Origin of the sequence: Comamonas testosteroni TK102 (assembly GCF_000739375.1) — a bacterium.
Classification (GTDB): Bacteria; Pseudomonadota; Gammaproteobacteria; order Burkholderiales; family Burkholderiaceae_C; genus Comamonas; species Comamonas brasiliensis.
This window is the reverse complement of sequence record NZ_CP006704.1, coordinates 4,109,079-4,130,452: the sequence shown is the minus strand read 5'-3', so window position 1 is coordinate 4,130,452 and position 21,374 is coordinate 4,109,079. Positions and strand designations below refer to the sequence as shown.

16 protein-coding genes and 1 riboswitch are annotated in these 21,374 nt (G+C 62.9%); of the genes, 7 read left to right on the top strand and 9 right to left on the bottom strand.

Features of this window, described 5'->3' with window-relative positions:
• Nucleotides 1-375 precede the first annotated feature (375 nt).
• Nucleotides 376-1,659: a YihY family inner membrane protein gene (locus O987_RS18650; protein ID WP_232536356.1), complete on the top strand. Its 1,284-nt coding sequence runs from the start codon at nt 376-378 to the stop codon at nt 1,657-1,659.
• A 129-nt stretch (nt 1,660-1,788) separates the two neighbouring features.
• Here the strand turns inward: O987_RS18650 and O987_RS18645 are convergent, their stop codons facing one another.
• Nucleotides 1,789-2,145, bottom strand: a complete 357-nt coding sequence (locus O987_RS18645; RefSeq protein ID WP_003053368.1) for a DUF962 domain-containing protein — start codon at nt 2,143-2,145, stop codon at nt 1,789-1,791.
• Nucleotides 2,146-2,397: 252 nt separating this feature from the next.
• Between O987_RS18645 and O987_RS18640 the strand changes: the two genes are divergently transcribed.
• On the top strand, nt 2,398-3,210 hold the full coding sequence (locus O987_RS18640) for an alpha/beta fold hydrolase (protein ID WP_043373966.1): 813 nt from the start codon (nt 2,398-2,400) through the stop codon (nt 3,208-3,210).
• Here O987_RS18640 and O987_RS18635 read toward each other — a convergent pair.
• The 4 genes from O987_RS18635 to O987_RS18620 all read right to left on the bottom strand — a co-directional run bounded on the left by O987_RS18635 (nt 3,196) and on the right by O987_RS18620 (nt 6,697).
• On the bottom strand, nt 3,196-4,083 hold the full coding sequence (locus tag O987_RS18635) for a PoNe immunity protein domain-containing protein (protein WP_043373963.1): 888 nt from the start codon (nt 4,081-4,083) through the stop codon (nt 3,196-3,198). The two genes, O987_RS18640 and O987_RS18635, sit on opposite strands and share 15 nt — an antisense overlap.
• Before the next feature lie 17 nt (nt 4,084-4,100).
• Nucleotides 4,101-4,910, bottom strand: coding sequence for an alpha/beta fold hydrolase (locus tag O987_RS18630; protein ID WP_043373961.1), 810 nt, complete (start codon nt 4,908-4,910; stop codon nt 4,101-4,103).
• A gap of 66 nt (nt 4,911-4,976) precedes the next feature.
• Nucleotides 4,977-5,399, bottom strand: coding sequence for a GNAT family acetyltransferase (locus O987_RS18625; protein WP_019043202.1), 423 nt, complete (start codon nt 5,397-5,399; stop codon nt 4,977-4,979).
• Nucleotides 5,399-6,697: an O-acetylhomoserine aminocarboxypropyltransferase gene (locus O987_RS18620; protein WP_019043201.1), complete on the bottom strand. Its 1,299-nt coding sequence runs from the start codon at nt 6,695-6,697 to the stop codon at nt 5,399-5,401. Before O987_RS18620 ends, O987_RS18625 begins: the two co-directional genes overlap by 1 nt.
• A gap of 254 nt (nt 6,698-6,951) precedes the next feature.
• Between O987_RS18620 and O987_RS18615 the strand changes: the two genes are divergently transcribed.
• A complete protein-coding gene (locus O987_RS18615) occupies nt 6,952-7,404 on the top strand; it encodes a CBS domain-containing protein (protein WP_003053381.1) in 453 nt (150 codons plus the stop codon).
• Nucleotides 7,405-7,473: 69 nt separating this feature from the next.
• On the opposite strand, the gene O987_RS18610 is transcribed toward O987_RS18615, so the two are convergent.
• Nucleotides 7,474-8,754, bottom strand: coding sequence for a citrate synthase family protein (locus O987_RS18610; RefSeq protein WP_051962211.1), 1,281 nt, complete (start codon nt 8,752-8,754; stop codon nt 7,474-7,476).
• 171 nt (nt 8,755-8,925) lie between these two features.
• Here O987_RS18610 and O987_RS18605 point away from each other — a divergent pair, with 171 nt between their 5' ends.
• Genes O987_RS18605 through O987_RS18595 form a run of 3 tightly spaced genes read left to right on the top strand, consistent with a single transcriptional unit; the run spans nt 8,926 to nt 13,393 of the window.
• The gene (locus tag O987_RS18605) at nt 8,926-10,380 is read left to right on the top strand and encodes a CoA transferase (protein ID WP_200879564.1); all 1,455 of its coding nucleotides are present in this window, start codon (nt 8,926-8,928) and stop codon (nt 10,378-10,380) included.
• A gap of 29 nt (nt 10,381-10,409) precedes the next feature.
• Entirely contained in the window at nt 10,410-11,507 is a 1,098-nt protein-coding gene (aroC, locus tag O987_RS18600; protein WP_019043197.1) for a chorismate synthase, read from the top strand.
• A 50-nt stretch (nt 11,508-11,557) separates the two neighbouring features.
• Nucleotides 11,558-13,393, top strand: a complete 1,836-nt coding sequence (locus O987_RS18595) for a bifunctional metallophosphatase/5'-nucleotidase (RefSeq protein ID WP_043373958.1) — start codon at nt 11,558-11,560, stop codon at nt 13,391-13,393.
• 131 nt (nt 13,394-13,524) lie between these two features.
• Here O987_RS18595 and nrdR read toward each other — a convergent pair whose 3' ends face one another.
• From nrdR to O987_RS18580, 3 genes are all read right to left on the bottom strand, one after another.
• Nucleotides 13,525-14,007 (bottom strand): transcriptional regulator NrdR, encoded by a 483-nt coding sequence (nrdR, locus tag O987_RS18590; protein WP_019043195.1) that lies wholly within the window; start codon nt 14,005-14,007, stop codon nt 13,525-13,527.
• A gap of 21 nt (nt 14,008-14,028) precedes the next feature.
• Nucleotides 14,029-15,276 carry a serine hydroxymethyltransferase gene (glyA, locus tag O987_RS18585; RefSeq protein WP_043373954.1) on the bottom strand — a complete coding sequence of 416 codons (1,248 nt, stop codon included), beginning with the start codon at nt 15,274-15,276 and terminating at the stop codon, nt 14,029-14,031.
• A 35-nt stretch (nt 15,277-15,311) separates the two neighbouring features.
• Nucleotides 15,312-15,466, bottom strand: a riboswitch (ZMP/ZTP riboswitch).
• Nucleotides 15,467-15,580: 114 nt separating this feature from the next.
• Nucleotides 15,581-16,414, bottom strand: a complete 834-nt coding sequence (locus tag O987_RS18580; RefSeq protein WP_003053391.1) for a lytic transglycosylase domain-containing protein — start codon at nt 16,412-16,414, stop codon at nt 15,581-15,583.
• An 869-nt stretch (nt 16,415-17,283) separates the two neighbouring features.
• Here O987_RS18580 and O987_RS18575 point away from each other — a divergent pair.
• Nucleotides 17,284-21,177 carry a DUF748 domain-containing protein gene (locus tag O987_RS18575; protein ID WP_043373951.1) on the top strand — a complete coding sequence of 1,298 codons (3,894 nt, stop codon included), beginning with the start codon at nt 17,284-17,286 and terminating at the stop codon, nt 21,175-21,177.
• The last annotated feature ends 197 nt before the right edge of the window (nt 21,178-21,374 follow it).

Sequence of the window (21,374 nt, the reverse complement as noted above, 5' to 3'; positions counted from 1 at the left end):
GCGCAGGCAGCGGGTGCAGGGCCGCTTGATCAGCGCCAGGAGCCCAGCCTCGATGGTCCGGGCATACCGCTGGAGCCGGTGTTCGAACCCATGGGCGAACCTGGCCGCAGCATGGGCCTGCCCGAGCCCGTTCCAGCTCCGGCGGTATCGCCTGCGGCGGCATTCAGCACGGGAGCTCAGGGCTGGACCAGCTATTCCACGCCGAATGCAACGCCAGCCCAGGCTCAGAAAGCGGTGCATGCTTCTGCTTCAGGAGCGACCGACAGTCCTGACCCGCGCCCGGAACGCGTTGCCGAGCGCAGCAGCAGACTCGACAAGGCCAGGGCGCTGGCGGCTGGCTGCAAGGATCTGGCCGGGCGTATCCCAAAGCCCCAGATGCCCAGCCAGCAGGAGCTCAGGACTGCGCTGCGCCGCAGAAGTCGCCGGGCGCAGCAGCGCCTGCGCACCTTCCCCTGGCACAACACGGCCCAGGTGCTGCTGGCACGCTTCAAGGAAGACCGGCTGGGCGTGACCGCCAGCAGCCTGACCTTTACCTCGCTGCTGGCGCTGGTGCCGTTCTTTACCGTGGCGCTGGCCCTGTTCACGGCCTTCCCGATCTTTGGCAAGGCGCAGAAGGTGCTGGAGCGCTGGCTGATGGACAGCCTGATTCCCGAGACCATTGCGCGCCAGGTGCTGGGCTATCTCACCCAGTTCGCTTCCAAGGCCAGCCAGCTGGGCCTGGTCGGCTTCTCCATTCTCATGGTTACCGCGATTGCGCTGATCCTGACCATAGACCGCACGCTCAACAACATCTGGCGCGTGCGCCAGCTCAGGCCGCTGGGCCAGCGGGTGCTGATTTACTGGGCCGCCATCACGCTGGGGCCGCTGCTGCTGGGCCTGAGCCTGGTGCTGTCGTCCTATGTGATGTCGGCATCCAAGGGTCTGGTCAATGCGCTGCCGGGCAGCCTGCGTTTTGTATTTGACTCCATAGAGTTCGTGGTGCTCGCGGCCGGCATGGCCGGGCTCTACCACTATGTGCCCAACACACCGGTGCGCTGGCGCCATGCGCTGGTAGGGGGCGTGTTTGTGGCCGTGTTCATGGAAGTGGCCAAGAAGGTGCTGGGTCTCTATCTGTCGTCCGTGCCGACCTACTCGGTGATCTACGGCGCGTTTGCCACGCTGCCGATCCTGCTGATCTGGATGTATGTGGCCTGGAGCATTGTCTTGCTGGGGGCTCTGGTCACGGCCTATCTGCCCACTGTGCTCACCGGCGTGGAGCGCATGACGGGGCATCGCGGCTGGCAGTTCGAGCTGGCCGTCGAGGTGCTGCAATGTCTGGCCAAGGAGCGCGAGCTGCCACACAAGGGGCTGTATGTGCACCAGCTGTCGCGGCGCCTGCGTGTGGAAGCCTCCCAGATTCAGCCCGTGCTGCAGGCGCTGGCCAAGCTGGACTGGGTGGGGGCCGTACAGCCGCCCGATGCCTATGTATCGCTGGAGAGCACCGAGCCGCGCTATGTGTTGCTGGTCGATCCGCAGGCCACGCGAGTAGAGCCTCTGGTGCAGAGCCTGTTGCTTGAACCGTCCGAGGCGGTGCGGCCGCTGTGGCAGCGCGCCCAGCTCGATGCCATGACCGTGGCGGAGCTGATTGCCGTTCCTGGCGGAAATATTCATAGAGTTTGAAGGCTGAAAACGGATATCTATGAATATCTGGGCGGGCGACCGGGCCGCCGATGGGCGGCGATGCGTGATCCCATGCGCAGCGACTGGCTGTCTACAAAAGAGCCCAATGGACGTGCCCGGGGAGGGGCGCTAGATCTTGATGCGGCCCAGGAGGATGTCGCGCCACATCATCCAGTCGCCCAGAAAGCTGTAGAGCGGGCGCTTGAAGCTGGCGGGTTTGTTTTTCTCGAAGCCGAAATGCCCCACCCAGGCAAAGGCATAGCCGCAGATCAGGCCTGCGAGCAAATACCACCAGTCGCCCCTCAGGAACAGCGCCAGCAAAAACACCAGCGACAGGCTGGTGCCTATGAAGTGCAGCCGTCTGCAGGTGGCGTTGCTGTGCTCGCCCAGGTAGAAGGGGTAGAACTCGGCAAAGCTCCTGAACTGGCGCGGATCGACACTGGCTTTGGCAGCGCCGTCCGGTTCTGAGGTCGTGGTCTGTGACATGGCGAACCCCGGTGAAGTGGATGCTGTTTTTATACTGCCGACAGCCCGCGCGGGCCAGCGGGTTAGCGAGTGCTGCCAAGTTGCCGCAAGCGCGCTTCGTCACCTGAACGACAGGCTGCATACGGCAAGACTGCGCAAAATCGGCCAGATCCGCCACTTTTGCGGCCACTCTCGCCACCGGTCCAGCTTCTGTCCGCGCACTCTTGCTAAGGTGGCAGCACCGTCCCTAGCTCTTCAACCCAGACACTGCCCATGTTTGACGACACCATGCCGCCCGTTGTGATCAGCTCCAGTGAAACCCGTGTTCAGACGCCCGACGGGCAGTTGCATGTCAAGCGCTGGCAAGCGCAGGGCGGGGCAGCCAAGGCGCCACTGGTGCTGATGCACGACTCGCTGGGCAGTGTCGATCTGTGGCGCGAGTTTCCCGCTCAGCTGGCCGCGGCCACCGGGCGTGAAGTCATTGCCTATGACCGCCTGGGCTTCGGCCATTCGGACCCCAATCCGCACCGGCTTGAACCGAGTTTTGTGGAAAGCGAGGTCGAGGCCGGTTTCGCGCCGCTTCACCGGGCGTTGGGCCTGGGCGATTTCGTGATGCTGGGACACAGCGTGGGTGGCGGCATGGCGGCCATGGTGGCAGCTGCGTATGGACGGCAATGCCAGGCGCTGATTACCGAGTCGGCGCAGAGCTTTGTCGAAGACCGCACGCTGCAGGGCATCCGGGCGGCGCGCGACAACTTTGCCCAGCCCGGCCAGCTGGAACGACTCGCTCGCTACCATGGCGACAAGGCGGCCTGGGTGCTGTCGGCCTGGGTCGACACCTGGCTGAGCCCGCCTTTTGCGCATTACCGGCTGGATGCGGCCTTGAAGCAGGTGCATTGCCCGGTGCTGGCGATCCACGGCGAGCTCGATGAATTCGGCTCCCTGGTGCATCCGGAGAACATCTGTACCTGGGCGCAAGGCCCTTGCGAAGCGGAAATCATTGCCGGCGGCGGCCATGTGCCGCACCGCGAGCTGCCCGATCGCATCAGCGGCCGCATCGCGGCTTTTCTGTCAAGAATCGCCTGACTCTGCTTGAGCCAGGCGCCCGCGGGCGTAATCGACCAGATCGGCCGGGTAGTGGGGGCTGGCGCGCAGGGCGCTGTCCTCCCAGCCGTAGAGCACGGTCAGGGCGGCGACCTCGAGTGCCCAGTAGCCCGTGCCCAGCCATGGAGCGCCTTTTTTCTGCTGCTTGGGCGAGAGCTTGAGGAACTCCTGGTACTGGGTTTGCAGATAGGGCAACAGTGGGTCAGGCAGGGCTTCGAGCTGTTCGAAAAAAGGCTTCATGGCGCCGTAAGGGCGCTTGTGGAGAAGTTCCTCGCTGACCTGCTGCAGCTGCAGACCGCCTGCGCACAGATAATCCAGCAACTGGTCGGTATCGAAGGCCAGCACATGCTCATCCAGCGCCGGCACGTCGTCCTGTGCGTCCAGCAGTGTGGCCAGTGACAGCAGGGTCACGGCAATGGCGTACTCGTCAGTGCGCGTGTTGATGGGCGCAGCGACGCCATAGTCCGCGCCGGTTTCCTGCGCCATGCTGGCGCGTGCATGCTCGGCCGCCGAGGCAGCATCAATCCACAGCGCGGCCACTTCCTGGTAGATGGGGCGCAGCACATCGCCGCTCAGGCCCAGATCGATGCCGTAGATCAGCAGCCAGCGCGCTTGCGCGCCCACTTCCTTCCATTTCCAGTAGTTTTCCAGCGCGGCATGTGCCTTGAAATCCAGGGGCGCTTGATAGCTATCGCTGTCGGCAAAGCGCCTGAGCGCGCCCAGTGCCTCCTTCCAGTCGGCTTTTTTGTCGCTCAGATGGAGATTGCGCCGGGGCTGCAGGCCGTTCAGTGAAATCTTGGCCCATTCGGCGCAGGCGTCAGCCAGTTGGCCGTGGTGCTGGAAGGTTTGGCTCATGGCCCAAGCTTAATGGCCTACGCAGCCAGAAAATCCCGAATCGCAAACAGCGTCGCGTCGGGTGACTCCGTCATCTGGTTGTGGCCGTTGGGGATGATCTGAACCTTGGTGGTCTTGCCAGCGCCCCTGGCTGCATCTATCAGTCCCTTGGCGGCCTTGGGCGGGGTCATCTGGTCTTGCTCGCCCAGCACAAACAGAAGCGGGCAGCTGACCTGTGTCATCGCGGCTTCGCCGCCTGCATAGCTGTCGCAGGCCTTGAAGCCCGCATGCAGCAGATTCGTGTCCGTGTTGCTGGCCAGCACGCGGCGCCCCAGGGCCATGCCGGCGCCGAATACCCAGCTGCCCGCGCCATTGGGCGGTGCCAGCGTGGCGCGCGAGAAGGTGTTGACCATCTGTATGGCTTTTTCGGGCGTATTCAGCGCCGACTCCAGCAGCGCTGGAGAGACCTTCATGGGAAAGGCCGTGCCCACCAAGACCAGATGGCTGATGCGTTCCCGCAGCCTGGCCGCAGTCTCCATGGCAATCAGGCTGCCCCAGCTATGGCCTATCAGGGCAGCGCTGCGCAATCCGGCCGCATCCATCAGCGCGACCATGAAGCTCGCGGCCTCTTCCACGGTTTGCGGGGCCTGACCGCCGCTTTTGCAATGGCCGGGCAAATCGATGGCCAGGACGCTCCAGCCGTGATTGGCCATATAGCGGCTTTGCAGCGCCCAGACGCTGTGATCGCAGAGCACACCGTGAATGAAAATGGCCGTGGGCTTGGCCGCGTCGAAGGCCTTGCCGCCGGTGTAGGCGTAGATGGAGGCGTTGTTGACTTCTAAAAACATAGCTGTCTCCGCAGTATGGGTAAGCGCTAGAGGCTGTTTTTTATATGGATTGGTGATGCAAGTGGCTCAAAGATCGGGAATCAGCCGCTTGCCCAGGCTCAGCGTCCGGTCGTCGGCATAGCCCAGGCTTTCGTAGAAGGCGAGCACCGCTTCATTGCCCGCACGCACCTGCAGGTTGAGCTTGGGACAGCCCAGTTCGCTCAGCGCGCGCTCGGCGCGCTGCATCAGCTGGCGTGCATGACCCCGTCGCTGATGCGCGGGGTGAACGGCCAGGTAGTTGATCCAGCCGCGGTGACCGTCATAGCCGACCATGATGCTGGCGATGATGCGGCCATCCGCGTCGCAGCCCAGCCAGAAGAGATCGGGCGAGACGCTGAGCTTGCGTGCAATGTCCTTGTGCGGATCGTTCCAGGGGCGGGTCAGCTCGCAGTCCTGCCATAGCTGGACGACGGCCTCGGTATCTGCCGGCGTGAAGGCTCGAACCTGCATCAGGCGGCTTTCTCGGCCGCCTTGAGCGCACGCCTGAGGTCGTCGATCAGGTCGTCGGCGTCTTCCAGTCCGATCGACAGCCGGATCGTTCCCTGGCCTATGCCGGCCTGGGCCAGCGCTTCGTCGCTCATGCGGAAATGCGTGGTGCTGGCGGGATGGATCACAAGAGAGCGGCAGTCGCCCACATTGGCCAGATGGCTGAAGACCTTCAGTGTTTCAATGAACTTCTTGCCCTGGTTGCGGTTGCCCGCAATGTCAAAGCTGAACACCGAGCCGGCGCCGCGCGGCAGCAGCTTCCTGGCCAGAACGTGAGAGGGGTGGGTCTCCAGCATGGGGTGGCCCACGCGACTGACCAGAGGGTGGCTGGCGAGGAACTGCACCACTTTTTCGGTGTTGCGCATATGGCGCTCCATGCGCAGCGGCAGGGTCTCTATGCCTTGCAGGATCAGCCAGGCACTGTGCGGGCTCATGCAGGCGCCGAAGTCACGCAGGCCTTCGCGGCGGGCGCGCAGCAAGAAGGCGCCGGTGGTGGACTCCTCGCTGAACACCATGTTGTGAAAGCCGTCATAGGGCTGGGTCAGCTCGGGAAAGCGCCCCGATTTTTCCCAGTCGAAGCTGCCGCCATCGACGACGATGCCGCCGATCACCGTGCCGTGGCCGGACAGGAACTTGGTGGCCGAGTGGTAGACGATGTCCGCGCCATGCTCGAAAGGCTTGATCAGCCAGGGCGAGGTCAGAGTCGAGTCCACCAGCAGCGGCACGCCGGCTTCGTGGGCGATCTGGCTGACCGTGGGGATGTCCAGCACATCGAGTCCGGGGTTGCCCACGGTTTCGCCGAAGAACAGCTTGGTGTTGGGGCGCACCGCAGCCTTCCAGCCATCGATGTCGCCTGGCTTGACGAAGGTGGTCTCTATGCCAAAGCGCGCCAGCGTGTAGTGCAGCAGGTTTTGCGATCCGCCATACAGGGCCGTGCTGGCCACGATATGGCTGCCCGAGCCCATCAGCGTGGCAATGGACAGGTGCAGCGCCGCCTGGCCGCTGGCCACGGCAATCGCACCCACGCCGCCTTCCAGGGCCGAGACGCGTTGCTCAAGCACCGCATTGGTGGGGTTGGAGATGCGGCTGTAGACATGGCCGGGGCGTTCCAGATTGAACAGGCTGGCCGCGTGGTCGCTGGATTCGAAGACGAAGGACGTCGTCAGATGGATGGGCACGGCGCGTGCGCCGGTGGCGGGGTCGGGCTGGGCGCCTGCATGCAGGCTCAGGGTGTCGAAGCCGGGGTCAGAGTAACCGGGCATGTTGTGTCTCCATGGCTGGTATTGATTGACGCAATGTGTGATTGATCAGGCAATCAAATATCAATTTGGTCGGATAGACGATTAAATATGTAGAAATTCATATGTTTCGTCATTGTTTTAGTTTTTCTGAATGCAAGCCATTGTGGGCTATATTTGTGCACGCACCTGCATTCTGTGCAAAGCGATGCCGCATGTGCTGACACATGCAGGACAAAAGCTGCCACAGCGTGCCAAACAGACTTCGGAGAACAGCAATGAAAGTTAGTGACATCCTGCGCGTCAAAGGCAATACCCTGTACACGGTGTCGCCCGATGAAAGCCTGGCCGCGGCGGTGCAGGTGATGTCGGAGAAGGACATCGGCTCGCTGGTCGTGATGGATCACGGCGATGTGGTGGGCATGCTCACCTTCCGCGAAGTGATCCAGGGCTTTGTGAAGACCGGCGGCGTGGAGAACATTTCCGTGCGCGGCGCCATGGACGACGCGCCCATGACCTGCACCATGGAAACCGATATGGACGAGGTGCGCCGCATGATGCTGGATCGCCATGCGCGCTATATGCCGGTGATGGACAAGCGCATGCTGATGGGCGTGATCTCGCTGTATGACGTGGCCAAGGCCGTGGTGGACAGCCAGAACTTCGAGAACCGCATGCTCAAGGCCTATATCCGCGACTGGCCCGAAGGCGAGCGCCAGGGTGCGGAGTAATGACTGCGCAGCAGTTCTGCATCTGAGTCAGGCGGCCTTCGGGCCGTTTTTTGCGGCCCGGTAAGCCGCTTAGAAGCGGATGATGCGGCCGAGCTGTGTGGGCGCGGCCTCCATGTCTGTAGCGGGCTGGGCGCCGGTGTATTGCGCGCGCGGGCGTATCAATTGGCCCGTAGCCTGCTGCTCCAGCGCATGGGCAATCCAGCCCACGGTGCGGCCCAGGGCAAACAGCACAAAGGCCGCACCTGGCGGCAGGTGCAGGGCGCGTTCAATGGCCACCAGGCTGTAGTCCAGACTTGGGTGCAGTCCAGTGGTCGCATGGACCTGGTCAATCAGGTTTTCGCGCCGGGAGTCAAATGGCAGCAGGGCCAGCAGGTAGGCGCTGCGCGGGTCGCCTGAAGGGTAGAGCGGGTGGCCAAATCCTGCCATGTAGTGCGGTGTCTGACCGGTCTGCCTGGCTTCCAGCAAGGCCTGCAACGAGGCGGCCAGGGCTGCCTTGGGCGGTCTGCCATGCCATTCGTCCCAATGAGCGCTGATGTGCCGGGTCATGCCGCCATGCAGTGGGCCGGACAATGCGGCCAGCCCTGCTCCGACGCTGGCATGCAGGCTGGCGCCGGTGGATGCAACCACGCGTGTGGCAAAACTGGACGCATTGAGCTCATGGTCGGCGCACAGTACCAGGGCGCTACGCAGCACATTGGTGGCATCGACCTTGGCGTCAGAATCTGCAGCGATCTGCCAGCTGGCGGCCAGGCGCTGATGCAGTGGCGCAAGCGTCACAGTTTGCGCAGATGGCCTTGAACTGGAGGCGCTGGCTGGTGGCGGCAGACCCAGCAACACATCTCCCATGCAGTGCAGCAGTGCCAGATGATTGCGCGGCACCGTTGCCATGCCAAACCATGTGGCCAGCGCCTGTGCCGCGCTGCGGGGCATGTGACGAGCCCCCTGCCTTGCCGGTGCCTCATCGACCCCGGTGGGGCCTGCGCTGCTTTGCTGCCAGAGCAGCATTGCGGTTTCTTCCAAAGTGGCGCTTTGTGCCAGTTGTACGGCGCTGTGGCCGCGGTAGTAAAGCTGTCCGTCGCGCACCAGGGTGATGGCTGAGTCCAGCACGGCCTGACCCCAGTCCAGGGTGGACTGGGCCAGTTGTGCGGGGTTGCGCACGGCCTGCCGCTGGCGCACGAGACGCTGCACATCCGACAGCAGGTAGACGTTGCCGCGCCTGCCGACGAGTCGTTGAGCCTTCAACAGGCCGCGGCTGACATAGCTGTAGAGGCTGGCGCGCTGCACCCCCAGCATGGCTGCAGCTTCTGCCGCCTGCAGCCATGGGGAGGAGGAGGGCATATCAGCGGACATGGGCAGTCGATCAGGCGATGAGAGGTGGTGGCCCTGCATCGTAGCGCCTGCAGATGGGTTGATGGCGAGTGTGTGCTGTCCGCAGTCGATTGGCCCAATCAAGATTGACGGCCATGGATCATGGCGCGTGCAATGCAAGACATGGGTTTACGGCGCTTGCCAGGAGTTTCGATGTCTACTGCCAGTCTTTGCTTTTCTTCTTCCGCAGCGTCCGCACAGCGGGCTCGTGCCGCGCTGCAGCAGCAATGGGAATTGGCCGGTTTGCCTGCACAGGCCTTATCGCAGCTGCGGTTGACGGGCAGGGCCCGCGGCTTTGTCAGCAGCTTTGCCGTGGTGGATGCAGTGCAGGCCAGCGTGGCAGCGGCAGCGCTTGCGGCCACGCAGGTAGAGCAGCTGCGTCAGCCCCGTCGCCCTGTGCAAATGGTGACGGTAGATGCCCAACATGCGGCATTCGAGTCCAGCGGCTATTTCACCCTGGATGGAAGAAGGCCTGACCCATGGGCGCCAGTCTCCGGACTGTATGCCTGCGGCCAGGCGGTGGGCGAACCAGGCTGGGTTCGTATTCATGCCAATTTCGATCATCACCGCGACGGGGTGCTGGCCTTGCTGGGGCTGCCCGAGGGCGCAGCCACTCCACGCGAGGCCGTGGCTCAGGCGCTGGCCCATTGGCGTGCGCAGGACGTCGAGACACAGGCAGCCGTCCGTGGCTTGCCGGTGGCCGCATCGCGCAGCCATGCCCAGTGGCAGTCATTGGGCCAGGAGGAGAGGGTGGCCGGGGCTGCGCTGGTGCAGATAGAGCGAGTGGGCGATGCTCCAGCATTGCCCTGGCCGGGACTGCAGAACGGGCAGCGGCCGCTGGCGGGGCTGAGGGTGCTGGATCTCACGCGCATTCTGGCCGGGCCGGTTGCAGGGCGTACTTTGGCCGCCTATGGCGCGGATGTGATGCTGGTCAACAGCCCGCATTTGCCCAATATCGACGCTATTGCCGATACCAGCCGGGGCAAGCGGTCCACACATGCGGATATGAATGAGGCCGCAGGACACGATGCCCTGAGCATGCTGGTAAGGGGTGCTCATGTCTTCATGCAGGCCTACCGCCCCGGGGCTTTGCAGGCCAAGGGCTTTGGCACAGAGCAACTGCTGCAGATGCGGCCCGGGCTGGTGGTGGCCGAACTCTGCGCCTATGGATGGGAGGGGCCATGGGCCGGGCGGCGCGGCTTTGATTCTCTGGTGCAGACGGCCAGTGGCATCAACGAGGACGAGGCCGCCGCGCATGGCTCGGCGCAGCCTCGCGCGCTGCCCATGCAGGCGCTGGACTATGGTGCAGGGTTCTGGCTGGCCTTTGGCGTAGAGGCCGCCTTGCTTCGTCAAGCGCAGCAGGGGGGCAGCTGGCGTGTGCGTGTCACCCTGGCCGGTGTGGCGCACTGGTTGCGTGGCTTGGGGCGGGTGCAGGTAGCGGGCCATGCCTGGACAGAGGCCAGGCCTGATATCGCGCCCTATCTGCAGACATTGGACAGCGGCTTTGGCAAGTTGCAGGCCGTGCGTCACAGCGCCCGGTTCTCGCACACGCCGGTGGCCTGGGACCATGCATCCATGCCACCCGGCAGCAGTCAGCCGCGGTGGTGAGCAGGCGCTGCAGGCATAATTGACGGTCTATGAGCGGCAATACCTTCGGCACAATTTTCACGGTCACCAATTTCGGTGAGTCCCACGGTCCGGCCATTGGCTGTGTGATTGACGGCTGCCCCCCGGGCATGGCCTTGAGCGAGGCGGATATCCAGCATGATCTGGATCGGCGCCGCCCAGGCACCAGCAAGTTCGTCACCCAGCGCAACGAGCCCGATGCAGTGGAGATTCTCTCCGGCGTGTACGAGGGCAAGACCACGGGCACGCCGATCGCCCTGCTGATCCGCAACACCGATCAGCGCAGCAAGGATTACTCCAATATTGCGCAGAGCTTTCGCCCCGGTCATGCCGACTATGCCTACTTCCAGAAGTACGGCATCCGCGACCCGCGCGGCGGCGGTCGCTCCTCGGCACGCCTGACAGCGCCCACCGTGGCCGCGGGTGCCGTGGCCAAGAAATGGCTCAAGGAAAAATTCGGCACCGAGTTCCGCGCCTGCATGACGCAGATCGGCGAGCTGTCCATAGGCTTCGAGAGCTGGGAGCATGTGCCTCACAACCCCTTCTTCGCACCCGTGGCCGATGTGAGCCGTTTCGAGGAATACATGGAGCAGCTGCGCAAGAGTGGCGATTCCTGTGGTGCGGCGCTGCGAGTGAACGCCAGCAATATGCCGGTCGGCCTGGGCCAGCCTTTGTATGACCGCCTGGACGCCGACATCGCCTACGCCATGATGGGCCTGAATGCGGTCAAGGCCGTGGAGATCGGCGCAGGCTTTGACAGCGTTGCCCAGCGCGGCACCACGCACGGCGATTCGCTGAGCCCCGAGGGTTTCCGCAGCAATAATGCGGGCGGCATCGTGGGCGGCATCAGCACCGGCCAGGATCTGGAAGTGCGCATCGGCATCAAGCCCACCAGCTCCATCATCACGCCGCGTGAATCCATCGACGTGCACGGCCAGAGCACCGAAGTCATCACCAAGGGGCGCCACGACCCTTGCGTGGGCATTCGTGCCGCCCCGATTGCCGAGGCGCTGCTGGCGCTGGTGGTGATGGACCATGCGCTGCGCCACCGCGCGCAGAATGCCGATGTGGATTCCGGTCTGGCTCCGATTCCGGCCTCGGCCAGCTGACATCACCCAGACCTTTTTGTGCGTTACAAGCTCTGACTCAGGAGAGTCCGATGGTTGCAACTGACAAAAAACCGGATCAACGCCAGTCTCGCGCCCTGTCGCCAGGCTGGCGTTGTGCTTTTTACAAGGTCTCCGCCCCCCTCTGCGCTGCGCTGCTCGCATTGGGCTTGAGCGCATGCAGCGGTGGTGTGCCCAGGCCTGCCAGCATGGAGATCATCGTGCTGGGCTTCAACGACCTGCACGGGCATCTGGAGCCGCCCGGACTGGCGGTGACGGCGCAGAACGCGCAGGGCCGCAACGTTGTCGTGCCTGCGGGCGGCGTGGCCTACATGGCCCGGGCCATCGCCCAGCGCCGCCGGGCCAGTCGCCATGTGGCGCTGGTCACGGCAGGGGACATGATCGGGGCTTCGCCCATGGTCTCGGCGCTGTTTCTCGATGAGCCGACGATAGAGGTGCTCAATCTCATGCGGGTGGACTTTGCGGCCACTGGCAATCACGAATACGACCAGGGCGTAGCCGAGTTGCAGCGCATGCAAAACGGTGGCTGCGAGAAGTTCACCAGCAAGCAGCCATGCCAGATCAGCCAGCCCTTCAGGGGCGCGGAGTTCCCGTTTCTCGCGGCCAATACGCTGCGCGGCGACGGCCGGCCGCTGTTTCCCGCGACGGGGCTGAAGTTCTTCGAGCAGGACGGTCTGCGCATAGGCGTGGGCTTCATCGGCATGACGCTCAGGAACACGCCGCATATGGTGCGGCCCAGCGGGGTCAGAGGGCTGACATTCGCCGACGAGGCACAGACGGCCAATGCGCTGATCCCCCAGCTGCGTGCGCAGGGGGCCGATGTGATCGTGGTGCTGATCCATGAGGGTGGAGCCACCACGTCGGGCCTGCAGGACGATAGCTGCCAGGGTCTGTCCGGCGCTATCGTGCCGATTCTGGAGCAGCTCTCCAGCGAGGTCGATGTGGTGATCTCCGGTCACACCCATCGTTCCTACGTGTGCGATTACGCCAGGGTGAATGCCCGCAAGCCGTTCTTGCTGACCAGCGCGGGTCACTACGGCACGCTGCTGACCGAAGTCAGACTGACGGTGGATGCGCGCAAACGCCGCGTCAGCCGCAAGTCGGCGCACCAGACCATCGTGCAGGGCGAGGCCTATCGCAGCGCTGGTGGCCAGGTGGGCTTGCAGCCCGAGTTTCCGGTCTTTGACGCCGATGCTGAAGTGGCGGCGCTGGTGGCTCGCTACAAGGCTGCGGCGCGGCCGCTGGCCGAGGCCGTTGCAGGGCGGCTGGCCGGACCTGTCAGCCGCATGCCGCAAGCCAATGGCGAAAGCGTAATGGGGCGCATCGTGGCCGACGCCATACTTGCGGCCACGCGCGATGCCGCCGCGGGCGGAGCGCAACTGGCTTTTGTGAACCCCGGCGGTGTGCGCGCCGACCTGCTGCCCGCGGCCGACGGCAGCGTGAACTATGGCCAGCTGTTCAGCGTTCAGCCGTTCGGCAATACGCTGATGGTGATGAGCCTGACGGGCGAGCAGATACGACAGGCGCTGGAGCAGCAATTCGACAGCGGCAGCAACACCGTGAATGCGCCGCGCATCCTGCAGGTGTCCGAGGGCTTCAGCTACCGCTTCGACCGTCGCCAGCCCGCGGGCCGGCGCGTGAGCGAGCTGCGTCTGAACGGCCGGCGGCTCGAGATATCGCAGCGCTACCGCGTGGGACTGCAGAGCTATCTGGGCAGCGGCGGCGACAACTTCAGCATCTTCGCGCAAGGCATCGATGTGGTGGGCGGCATGCTGGATCTGGATGCCCTGGCCGAGCATGTGCGCGAGCAAAGCCGCAGCGGTCCGATGGCGCTACCTTTAATGGAGCGCATTACGCGCGTGCATTAAGGAAATTAGATAAAAAACTATCTGATATCCTTTGAAATCATGCGATATATGCTCATTAATTAATAGCAAATGCCTGCCGTCAAGTGCACAAAACAAAAGCCACCCGAGGGTGGCTTTTGTCATGGCGGTGGTCAGGGCTGGGGCTTTCTGGCGGCCTTGGCCTTGGGACTGCGAACCTCATCCATGATGTTCTTGAAATCGTCCACATCCTCGAAGCTGCGGTATACGCTGGCAAACCGGATATAGCCGACCTTGTCCAGGCCCTTGAGTTCATCCATCACCAGCTCGCCAAGGCGGCTGGAATCGATTTCACGCTGGCCCAGATTGAGCAGCCTGTCCTCGATGCGCTCTATGGCCGCATCGATGAGTTCGGTGCTCACGGGGCGCTTGCGCAGCGCGATCTGAAAAGAGCCTTGCAGCTTGGCGCGCTCGTACTCGATACGGCGGCCGTCTCTCTTGACCACGGTCGGAAAGCTGACCTCGGGGCGCTCGTAGGTCGTGAAGCGCTTGTCGCAGCCGCCGCAGCGGCGGCGGCGGCGGATGAAGCCCCCGTCCTCGGACTCGCGGGTCTCAACCACTTGCGTGTCTGGATGGTTGCAGAAGGGGCACTTCATGACAGCTCAGTGCAGCAGAATTTACTTGCTGTAGACAGGGAACTTGGCAGTCAGCTCGGCCACCTTGGCGCGCACGGCGGCCAGATTGGCTTCGTCTTCGGGCTTGTCCAGCACGTCAGCCACCAGATTGGCGGTGATGCGGGCTTCTTCCTCACCGAAGCCACGCGTGGTCATGGCGGGCGTGCCGATACGGATACCGCTGGTCACGAAAGGCTTCTCGGGGTCGTTGGGGATGGCGTTCTTGTTCACGGTGATGTGAGCCAGACCCAGAGCCGCTTCGGCAGCCTTGCCGGTAATGCCCTTGGCGCGCAGGTCCACCAGCATCACGTGGCTTTCGGTGCGGCCGGAGACGATGCGCAGACCGCGCTCGGTCAGCGTTTCGGCAAACACCTTGGCATTCTTCACGACCTGTTCCTGGTAAGCCTTGAACTCGGGAGTCAGGGCTTCCTTGAAGGCCACGGCCTTGCCGGCGATGACGTGCATCAGGGGGCCGCCTTGCAGGCCAGGGAAGATGGCGCTGTTGATGGCCTTCTCGTGCTCGGCCTTCATCAGGATCACGCCGCCACGAGGACCGCGCAGGCTCTTGTGAGTGGTGGTGGTGACCACGTCGGCGTGGGGCACGGGGTTGGGGTACACGCCGGCGGCAATCAGGCCGGCGTAGTGGGCCATGTCCACCCAGAAGATGGCGCCGACTTCCTTGGCTATTCTTGCGAAGCGCTCGAAATCGATGCGCAGGGCATAGGCGGAAGCGCCGGCCACGATGATGCGGGGCTTGTGCTCACGGGCCAGCTCTTCGAGCTTGTCGTAGTCGATGGCTTCGTCGGCATTCAGACCGTAGGAGACGGCCTTGAACCATTTGCCGGACATGTTCAGCGCCATGCCGTGGGTCAGGTGACCGCCTTCGGCCAGGCTCATGCCCAAAATGGTGTCGCCGGGCTTGGCGAAAGCCATCAGCACAGCCTGGTTGGCCTGAGAGCCGGAATTGGGTTGCACGTTGGCGGCGTCCGCGCCAAAGATCTGCTTGATGCGGTCAATGGCCAGCTGCTCGACCACGTCCACATGCTCGCAGCCACCGTAGTAGCGCTTGCCGGGATAGCCTTCGGCGTACTTGTTGGTCAGCTGGGAGCCCTGGGCTTCCATCACGGCGGGCGAGCAGTAGTTCTCGCTGGCGATCAGCTCGATGTGCTCTTGCTGGCGATGGTTTTCAGCTTCAATAGCTGCAAACAGTTCGGGGTCGACTTTCGCGACGGTATCGGTGCGTTGAAACATGGCAGTCCTATGAACTTAGATATTCCCTTGAGGCCAAGGGCTGCCCAGGCGAACGGCTGAAACGCTTGCAGGCTGCAGTCGCTGCGGCTCTGGGCGGTACGCTCCCCGGTGGTTCACAGACCTTGCAGTCTGCCGGTTTCCACGTCAGCGGCAGAAAACTCTGCGCCTATCGCCAGTTGCGTACACCCGCTAGTGTAGCTGAGCCGGCATGGCTCCAAGGCCTATGCCCGTTTTTCCCTCAGAGCCGTGCCAGGCATAAAAAAAGCTGGCCGCAGCCAGCTTGAGAAATACGGGGATCTGTCGCTTAGAGATTGGAGTCGGCCAGGGCCACCTGCTGGGCGTGGGAGACCTTGGTGGCGGCTTCGGACTTGGCCGTCATCAGCGGGCTGGCCTGCAGGCCCACGCCCTGGCGCAGGCGCTGGTGTTCGGCAAGCACCTTGGCCGCATAGCCGCCGTCCGAAGGAAGATTGGCTGCGCCCACGTAGTAGCGCAGGCCGCCCTCGATGGAGCCGGCGCGGGCAATGCATTCCTTGAGCACCTTGACGCCGACCTTGAGGTTGGTCACAGGGTCGAAGGCCGCATGCTGGCCGCCAAAGCTTTCATACTTGTCGGTGTGCACGGACGTCATCACCTGCATCAGGCCCTGGGCACCGACCGAGCTTTGGGCAAACGGGTTGAAGCTCGATTCAATCGCCATGATGGCCAGAATCAGCGTCGGATCGAGCTTGTTGGCCTTGCCCTGGGCATAGGCTTCGCTGACCAGGGCGGCAATCGGTTCGGGCGCCACCCGGTATTTTTTGCTGAGCCAGTAGGCGACAGCCGCCTGCTCCTTGGGCAGGTTCTTGGGGTTGACGGCCGTGGCACGGTCGCTGGCGACGACGATGTTGGCGGAAGCAGGAGCTTCCTCCACTTCGGCGGCAGCCACAATGGTGCTGGCGGGCAGGCGTGTGTCGAGCCACTCGCGCAGCTCGGTGGCGCCGGCCAGACGCAGGTCCGGACGAGAGATCAAAATCAGGGCCGAAATGGCCACGGCCAAGCCCAGCAGGGCGAAACCGTTGTGAGTAAGAGCAAGAAAACCGTGGGCCGTCTTATGGCCCAACGTTCGCGCAGAGGCGATTAATTTTCCTGACGCTGGCATAGCTTGTCCTTTCTTGGCTATCGCCCGAGGTCGCACCGGATCAATCTCGCGGTGCAACCAGGACAACTGGCCGATGAGGTTTGCTGCGGGCCGATTAAAAGCGCCCCTCGGGGCGCCGATCGGTCTGCTCAGTCGTGAGGCAGCGGAAACAAAAAACGCTCATTTCGAGCGCTGGCGGATTCTAGAAGCGTCCTAAATATTCAGTCAACACTAACAAAAATACTTTTTAGATTTTAAAATTATATAAAAACTGTATGAATGTACAGTTTGCTCAAAAAATTACAGCAAAAAATCACGGATTCAAGAGGTGTATACGCTCACATCGTTTTATTTGTCATCAAGGCGAAATAAAGTGCAAAAAGCCTGGTAGCCCTACGCGAGCACAGATATAGTGAATCTGCCTGCAAGTTGCAGGTGCTTGCCAAAGGAAAGGAAAAGCAAACTCCGCCGAGGCCTTTGATTCCATGGGCTGTTGGCACTTGCTCTTTATCTTCGCTTGAGGCACTAAAGGGAGCAATCGTTGCTTCCAGCGGCAAGGACCACACCCTCCTTGAACCGCGAAAACGGCCCGGTCTGGTACCGGCCGTGAAGCCCGGAAGTCGGTTTCGCCACTTCCGGGCTTTGTCGTTTCTGGCGAGGTCTCGTGCTGCAGCGCATTGTTTGCATTTTTTCGCGCTCATCTGTCTCTGCCGGGCATGTCGATGACGCAAACTTCTCTCTGGAAACGCCTCTTGCCTCTATCTATATATAGAGCGCAATCTGGATACACCTGTATGCGCTCAAGGTACAGTGGTGTTCCGGGCGCGTGGCGGGTCCCGGCCCTGAGAGTCTTGAAAGGCTTTCAATCCCTGCATCAATAACAAATCCTCATGTCCTTGCTCACATCGAATCGCTGGCTTCGCCGGCTGATCTGGTCTGTTCTTGCTCTTTTGCTGTTATGGCTGCTGCTCTGGGCGCTGGTGCCCTGGGTGGCTAAGAGCCAGCTGGAAAAACGGGCTGCCGAGAAGCTGGGGCGCGGCGTCCATGTGGGCAAGATCGAGTTTGCGCCCTGGGCGATGTCCATCACCCTGCATGATCTGGTGATGGATAAGGCTATTAAAAAAGTAGCTGAAACCGCTGATGCAGAAGGCGTTTCAGCTCATAAAGACCTGAATTCTGCCGCAGAGCCCCAGCTGGAGATCAAGCGCATCTTCATCAATGCCAGTGCGCAATCACTGTTCAGGCTCGCGCCTGTGCTGGATGCCATCGAGGTCGATGCGCCCGTGGTGCGCCTGACTCAGCATTCGTTGGGCAAGCTCGATATCGACGATGTGATTGCCAGGCTCATGGAGCCCGATGACGAAGAGCCAGCCAAGCCCGTGAGCTTTGCGCTCTACAACATTGCCTTGCGCGACGGCCGTGTCGAACTCAATGACGAGTCGGTGCAGCGCAAGCATGAGCTCAAGGACTTGCAGCTGAGCATTCCCTTCATCAGCAATCTGGCGTCCAAGCGCGAGATCAAGGTGTTGCCGCATCTGGCTTTCGACCTCAACGGCAGCAAGTTCGATACATCGGGCGAGAGCACGCCGTTCACGGACAGCCGCCAGACGGCGATGCATCTCAAATGGGAGCACATCGATCTGACTCCTTATCTGGGCTATGTGCCTGCCAGCGTTCCGGTGCAGCCTCTCTCGGGAATGCTTGATACGGATCTGCAGGTCAGCTTCGAGGAAAAAGACCGGCCGGTGGTTCGCATCAGCGGCAAGCTGGCCTTGAGCGAGGTCGCTTTGCAGGACCGCCAGGGCGCGCCGCTGCTGAGCTTTGATGCGCTGGAAGTGCAGCTCCAGAATGTTCAACCGCTGCAGAACCAGATGGCGCTGGAGACGGTGCGCTGGGTCAAGCCGGAGGTACATGTCAGCCGCAACGCGCAAGGCGTGATCAACTGGCTGGGGCTGAATGCGCCGGCCGTTGCTCCCGCAGCGCCGCTTGAGAAGGCAGGGCCTGAGCCCGCTTCCGTCGAGGCCAGCAATCCGGCCCAGGCAAATGCGAAGGCTCAGAAGCCCAACCCCTTGGTCGTTGGCGTGCAGCAGTTCGATATTGAAGGCGGCATCGTGCATTGGCAGGATGCTGCAACAGGTGCGGCACCTGCGGCGCTGACGCTGGCTCCGTTGACCCTGCAGGCCAGAAGCCTGGCCTGGCCCATGAATGAAGCTTTGCACCTGAAGGCCTCCGCAGGAGTGCAAGCAGGCGGCCAGCCACAGGCGCAAGAGGAAGTCAGCCTGGCTGTGGAGGGTGAGGCCACGCTCAAGGCCGGCAAGCTCAGCCTCAAGCTGGAGCAGTTGCCGCTGCAATGGCTGCAGCCCTATGTGCAAGCGCACTTCACGCCGCAGCTCAGCGCCATGCTCAATACCGATGCCCGGATTTCCTGGGGCGAGGGCGGGGTGGTGGCGGAAGTGACCGAGCTGACTGCCGACAAGCTGCAGCTGCAGGACAAGCAGGCTCCCGTCAATATCGAGCAGATCAAGGTCAGCGGCGTTCAGGTCGATCTCGCTGCCCGCCAGGTGCAGGTGGAGGCCATCGCCGTCCAGAAACCTCAGCTTGCGGCGCTGCGCGACGCACAAGGGCGCTGGATGTACGAGCGCTGGCTGCCTGCCGCAGTGCCGGCAGCCAGATCGACAAGCCAGGGGGCTAAGACGGAGCCAGGCCAGCCCTGGTCGGTCAAGCTCGCAGCGATTGCCGTGGATGGCGGTGCGCTGCAGTTCCGCGATGCCGCACCTGTGCAAGGCCGCAGTGCACAGCCGGTACAGCTGGATGTCAGCGCCTTGCGCGTGCGCCTGGGCGCTTTCGAGCCGCTGGCGGCCAAGGCTGCGCCGACCCCGCTGGAGGTCTCGGCGCAGCTCTCGGCCAATCGCCGGGTGCAGGCTGGCCAAATTCAGTTCAAGGGGCTGCTGGGCCTGACGCCGGTTTCGGCTCAGGGTCAACTGCAGGCTCGTGCCGTGCCGCTGCATGCACTGGAGCCGTATTTCGCTCACAAGCTCAATGTGGATCTGGTGCGTGCCGATGGCAACTTCCGCGGCCGGCTCAACTATCTGGCCCATGCCAAGGGGCCGCAAGTGTCCGTGTCGGGGGATGTGGAACTCAACGACCTGCGCGTGCGCTCCACGCTGGCTGCTCCGGTGCAGGAGGAGGCTGGCAAGCCCAGCACCGCCAAGGGCGCGCTGACGGCGGTGCTCAATGACTCCACGGCGGACCGCGCCAAGGCGCTGGCAGCGCGTACCGGCCTGGGCCTGGGCGATGATCTGCTGGCCTGGAAGACACTGGCCGTGCGCGGGCTGGATCTGAGCATGCAGCCGGCCCAGCCGCTGCGCGTGAGCGTGCGCGAGACGGCATTGAGCGATTTTTTTGCGCGCGTCATCGTGCAGCGCAACGGCCGCATCAATCTGCAGGACATTGTGAAGACCGAAAAGTCCGAACAGTCCGTCGCGCAGAACGAAGAGGCGAACGCCAAGGTGGCGGCGGGCCAGAAGCCCGAAGCCAGCAAGCCTGTGGAAGAGCCGGCAAAGCCCGAGGACAGCGGGCCTGCGCCCATCATCAAGGTCGGGCCGATTGTGCTGACGGGCGGCAAGGTGCAGTTCTCAGACTACTTCATCCAGCCCAACTACTCGGCCGATCTGAGTGAGCTGACCGGCCGTCTGAGTGCTTTCTCTTCACAGGCCCCTGCAGGCCAGGCCGGACCGCAAATGGCCGATCTTGAAATCAAGGGCCGGGCCCAGGGCACTGCGAAGCTCGATATCAGCGGCAAGATCAATCCGCTGGCCAAGCCTCTGGCGCTGGATGTGCGCGCCCAGATGAATGACCTGGAGCTGTCGCCGCTGTCGCCATATTCCATCAAGTACGCGGGCTATGGCATAGAGCGCGGCAAGCTCTATATGGATGTGAACTACAAGGTGCAGCCCGATGGACAGCTCACGGCCTCGAACAAGCTGGTGCTGCGTCAGCTGACTTTTGGTGACAAGGTCGAAGGCGCGCCCGCGTCGCTGCCCGTCAAGCTGGCCGTGGCCCTGCTGTCCGACCGCAACGGCGTGATCGATCTGGATGTGCCGCTGAGCGGCTCGCTCAACGACCCGCAGTTCCGTCTGGCCCCCATCATCTTCAAGGTGATCGGCAACATCATCATGAAAGCCGTGACCGCACCGTTTGCGCTGTTGTCAGGCGCATTCTCGGGTGGCGACGAATCGGGTGCTGTCAATTTTGCGCCGGGCAGTGCCAAGCTCGATGACCAGGCAAAAGAGCAGCTGGCCAAGATCGTCAAGGCACTCAACGACCGCCCGGCACTCAAGATGACGGTGGTGGGCGAGTCGCGCGAAGCCGAAGACCAGGAGGCCTGGAAGTCGGAGGAGCTGGATCGACTGCTGCTGGCCCAGAAGCGCCGCAGCGTGATTCGCGCAGGCAAGAGTGGCGATGAGGTGACGGAGTTCAGCGAAACCGAGCGCCTGGCCTTGCTCAAGGCTGTCTACGGCCGTGCCGACATCAAAAAGCCCCGTAACATGGTCGGGATGGCCAAGGATCTGCCGGCCGATCAGATGAAGGCCCTGCTGGTGGCCAGCATCAAGGTGCCCGACGATGCCATGCGTGAGCTAGCACTGGCGCGCGGCGTGGCTGTGCGGGACTATCTGGCCACCCAGCAGCTGCCGCTGGAGCGCCTGTTCCTGGGCGCTCCCAAGCTGGATCTGAAGGACAAGGACTGGACTCCGCGTGCCCAGCTGAGCCTGTCGGCCCAGTGATGAAATCGCCGCGAAATACCTTGCGATTTCGCATTTTTTGGCTTGCCTTTAAATAAAGGCGAAAATACCGGTTTGCCTAGGCACTCAAGTGCCTGGGCTTGCGCTTGGAAAGTCTGCCCTCATGTGGGTTGGCTCTGGCCTGTTGCAGCGTTGACTGCGGTGGCTGCCAAGCATTTTCTGACCCTTACATGACATCT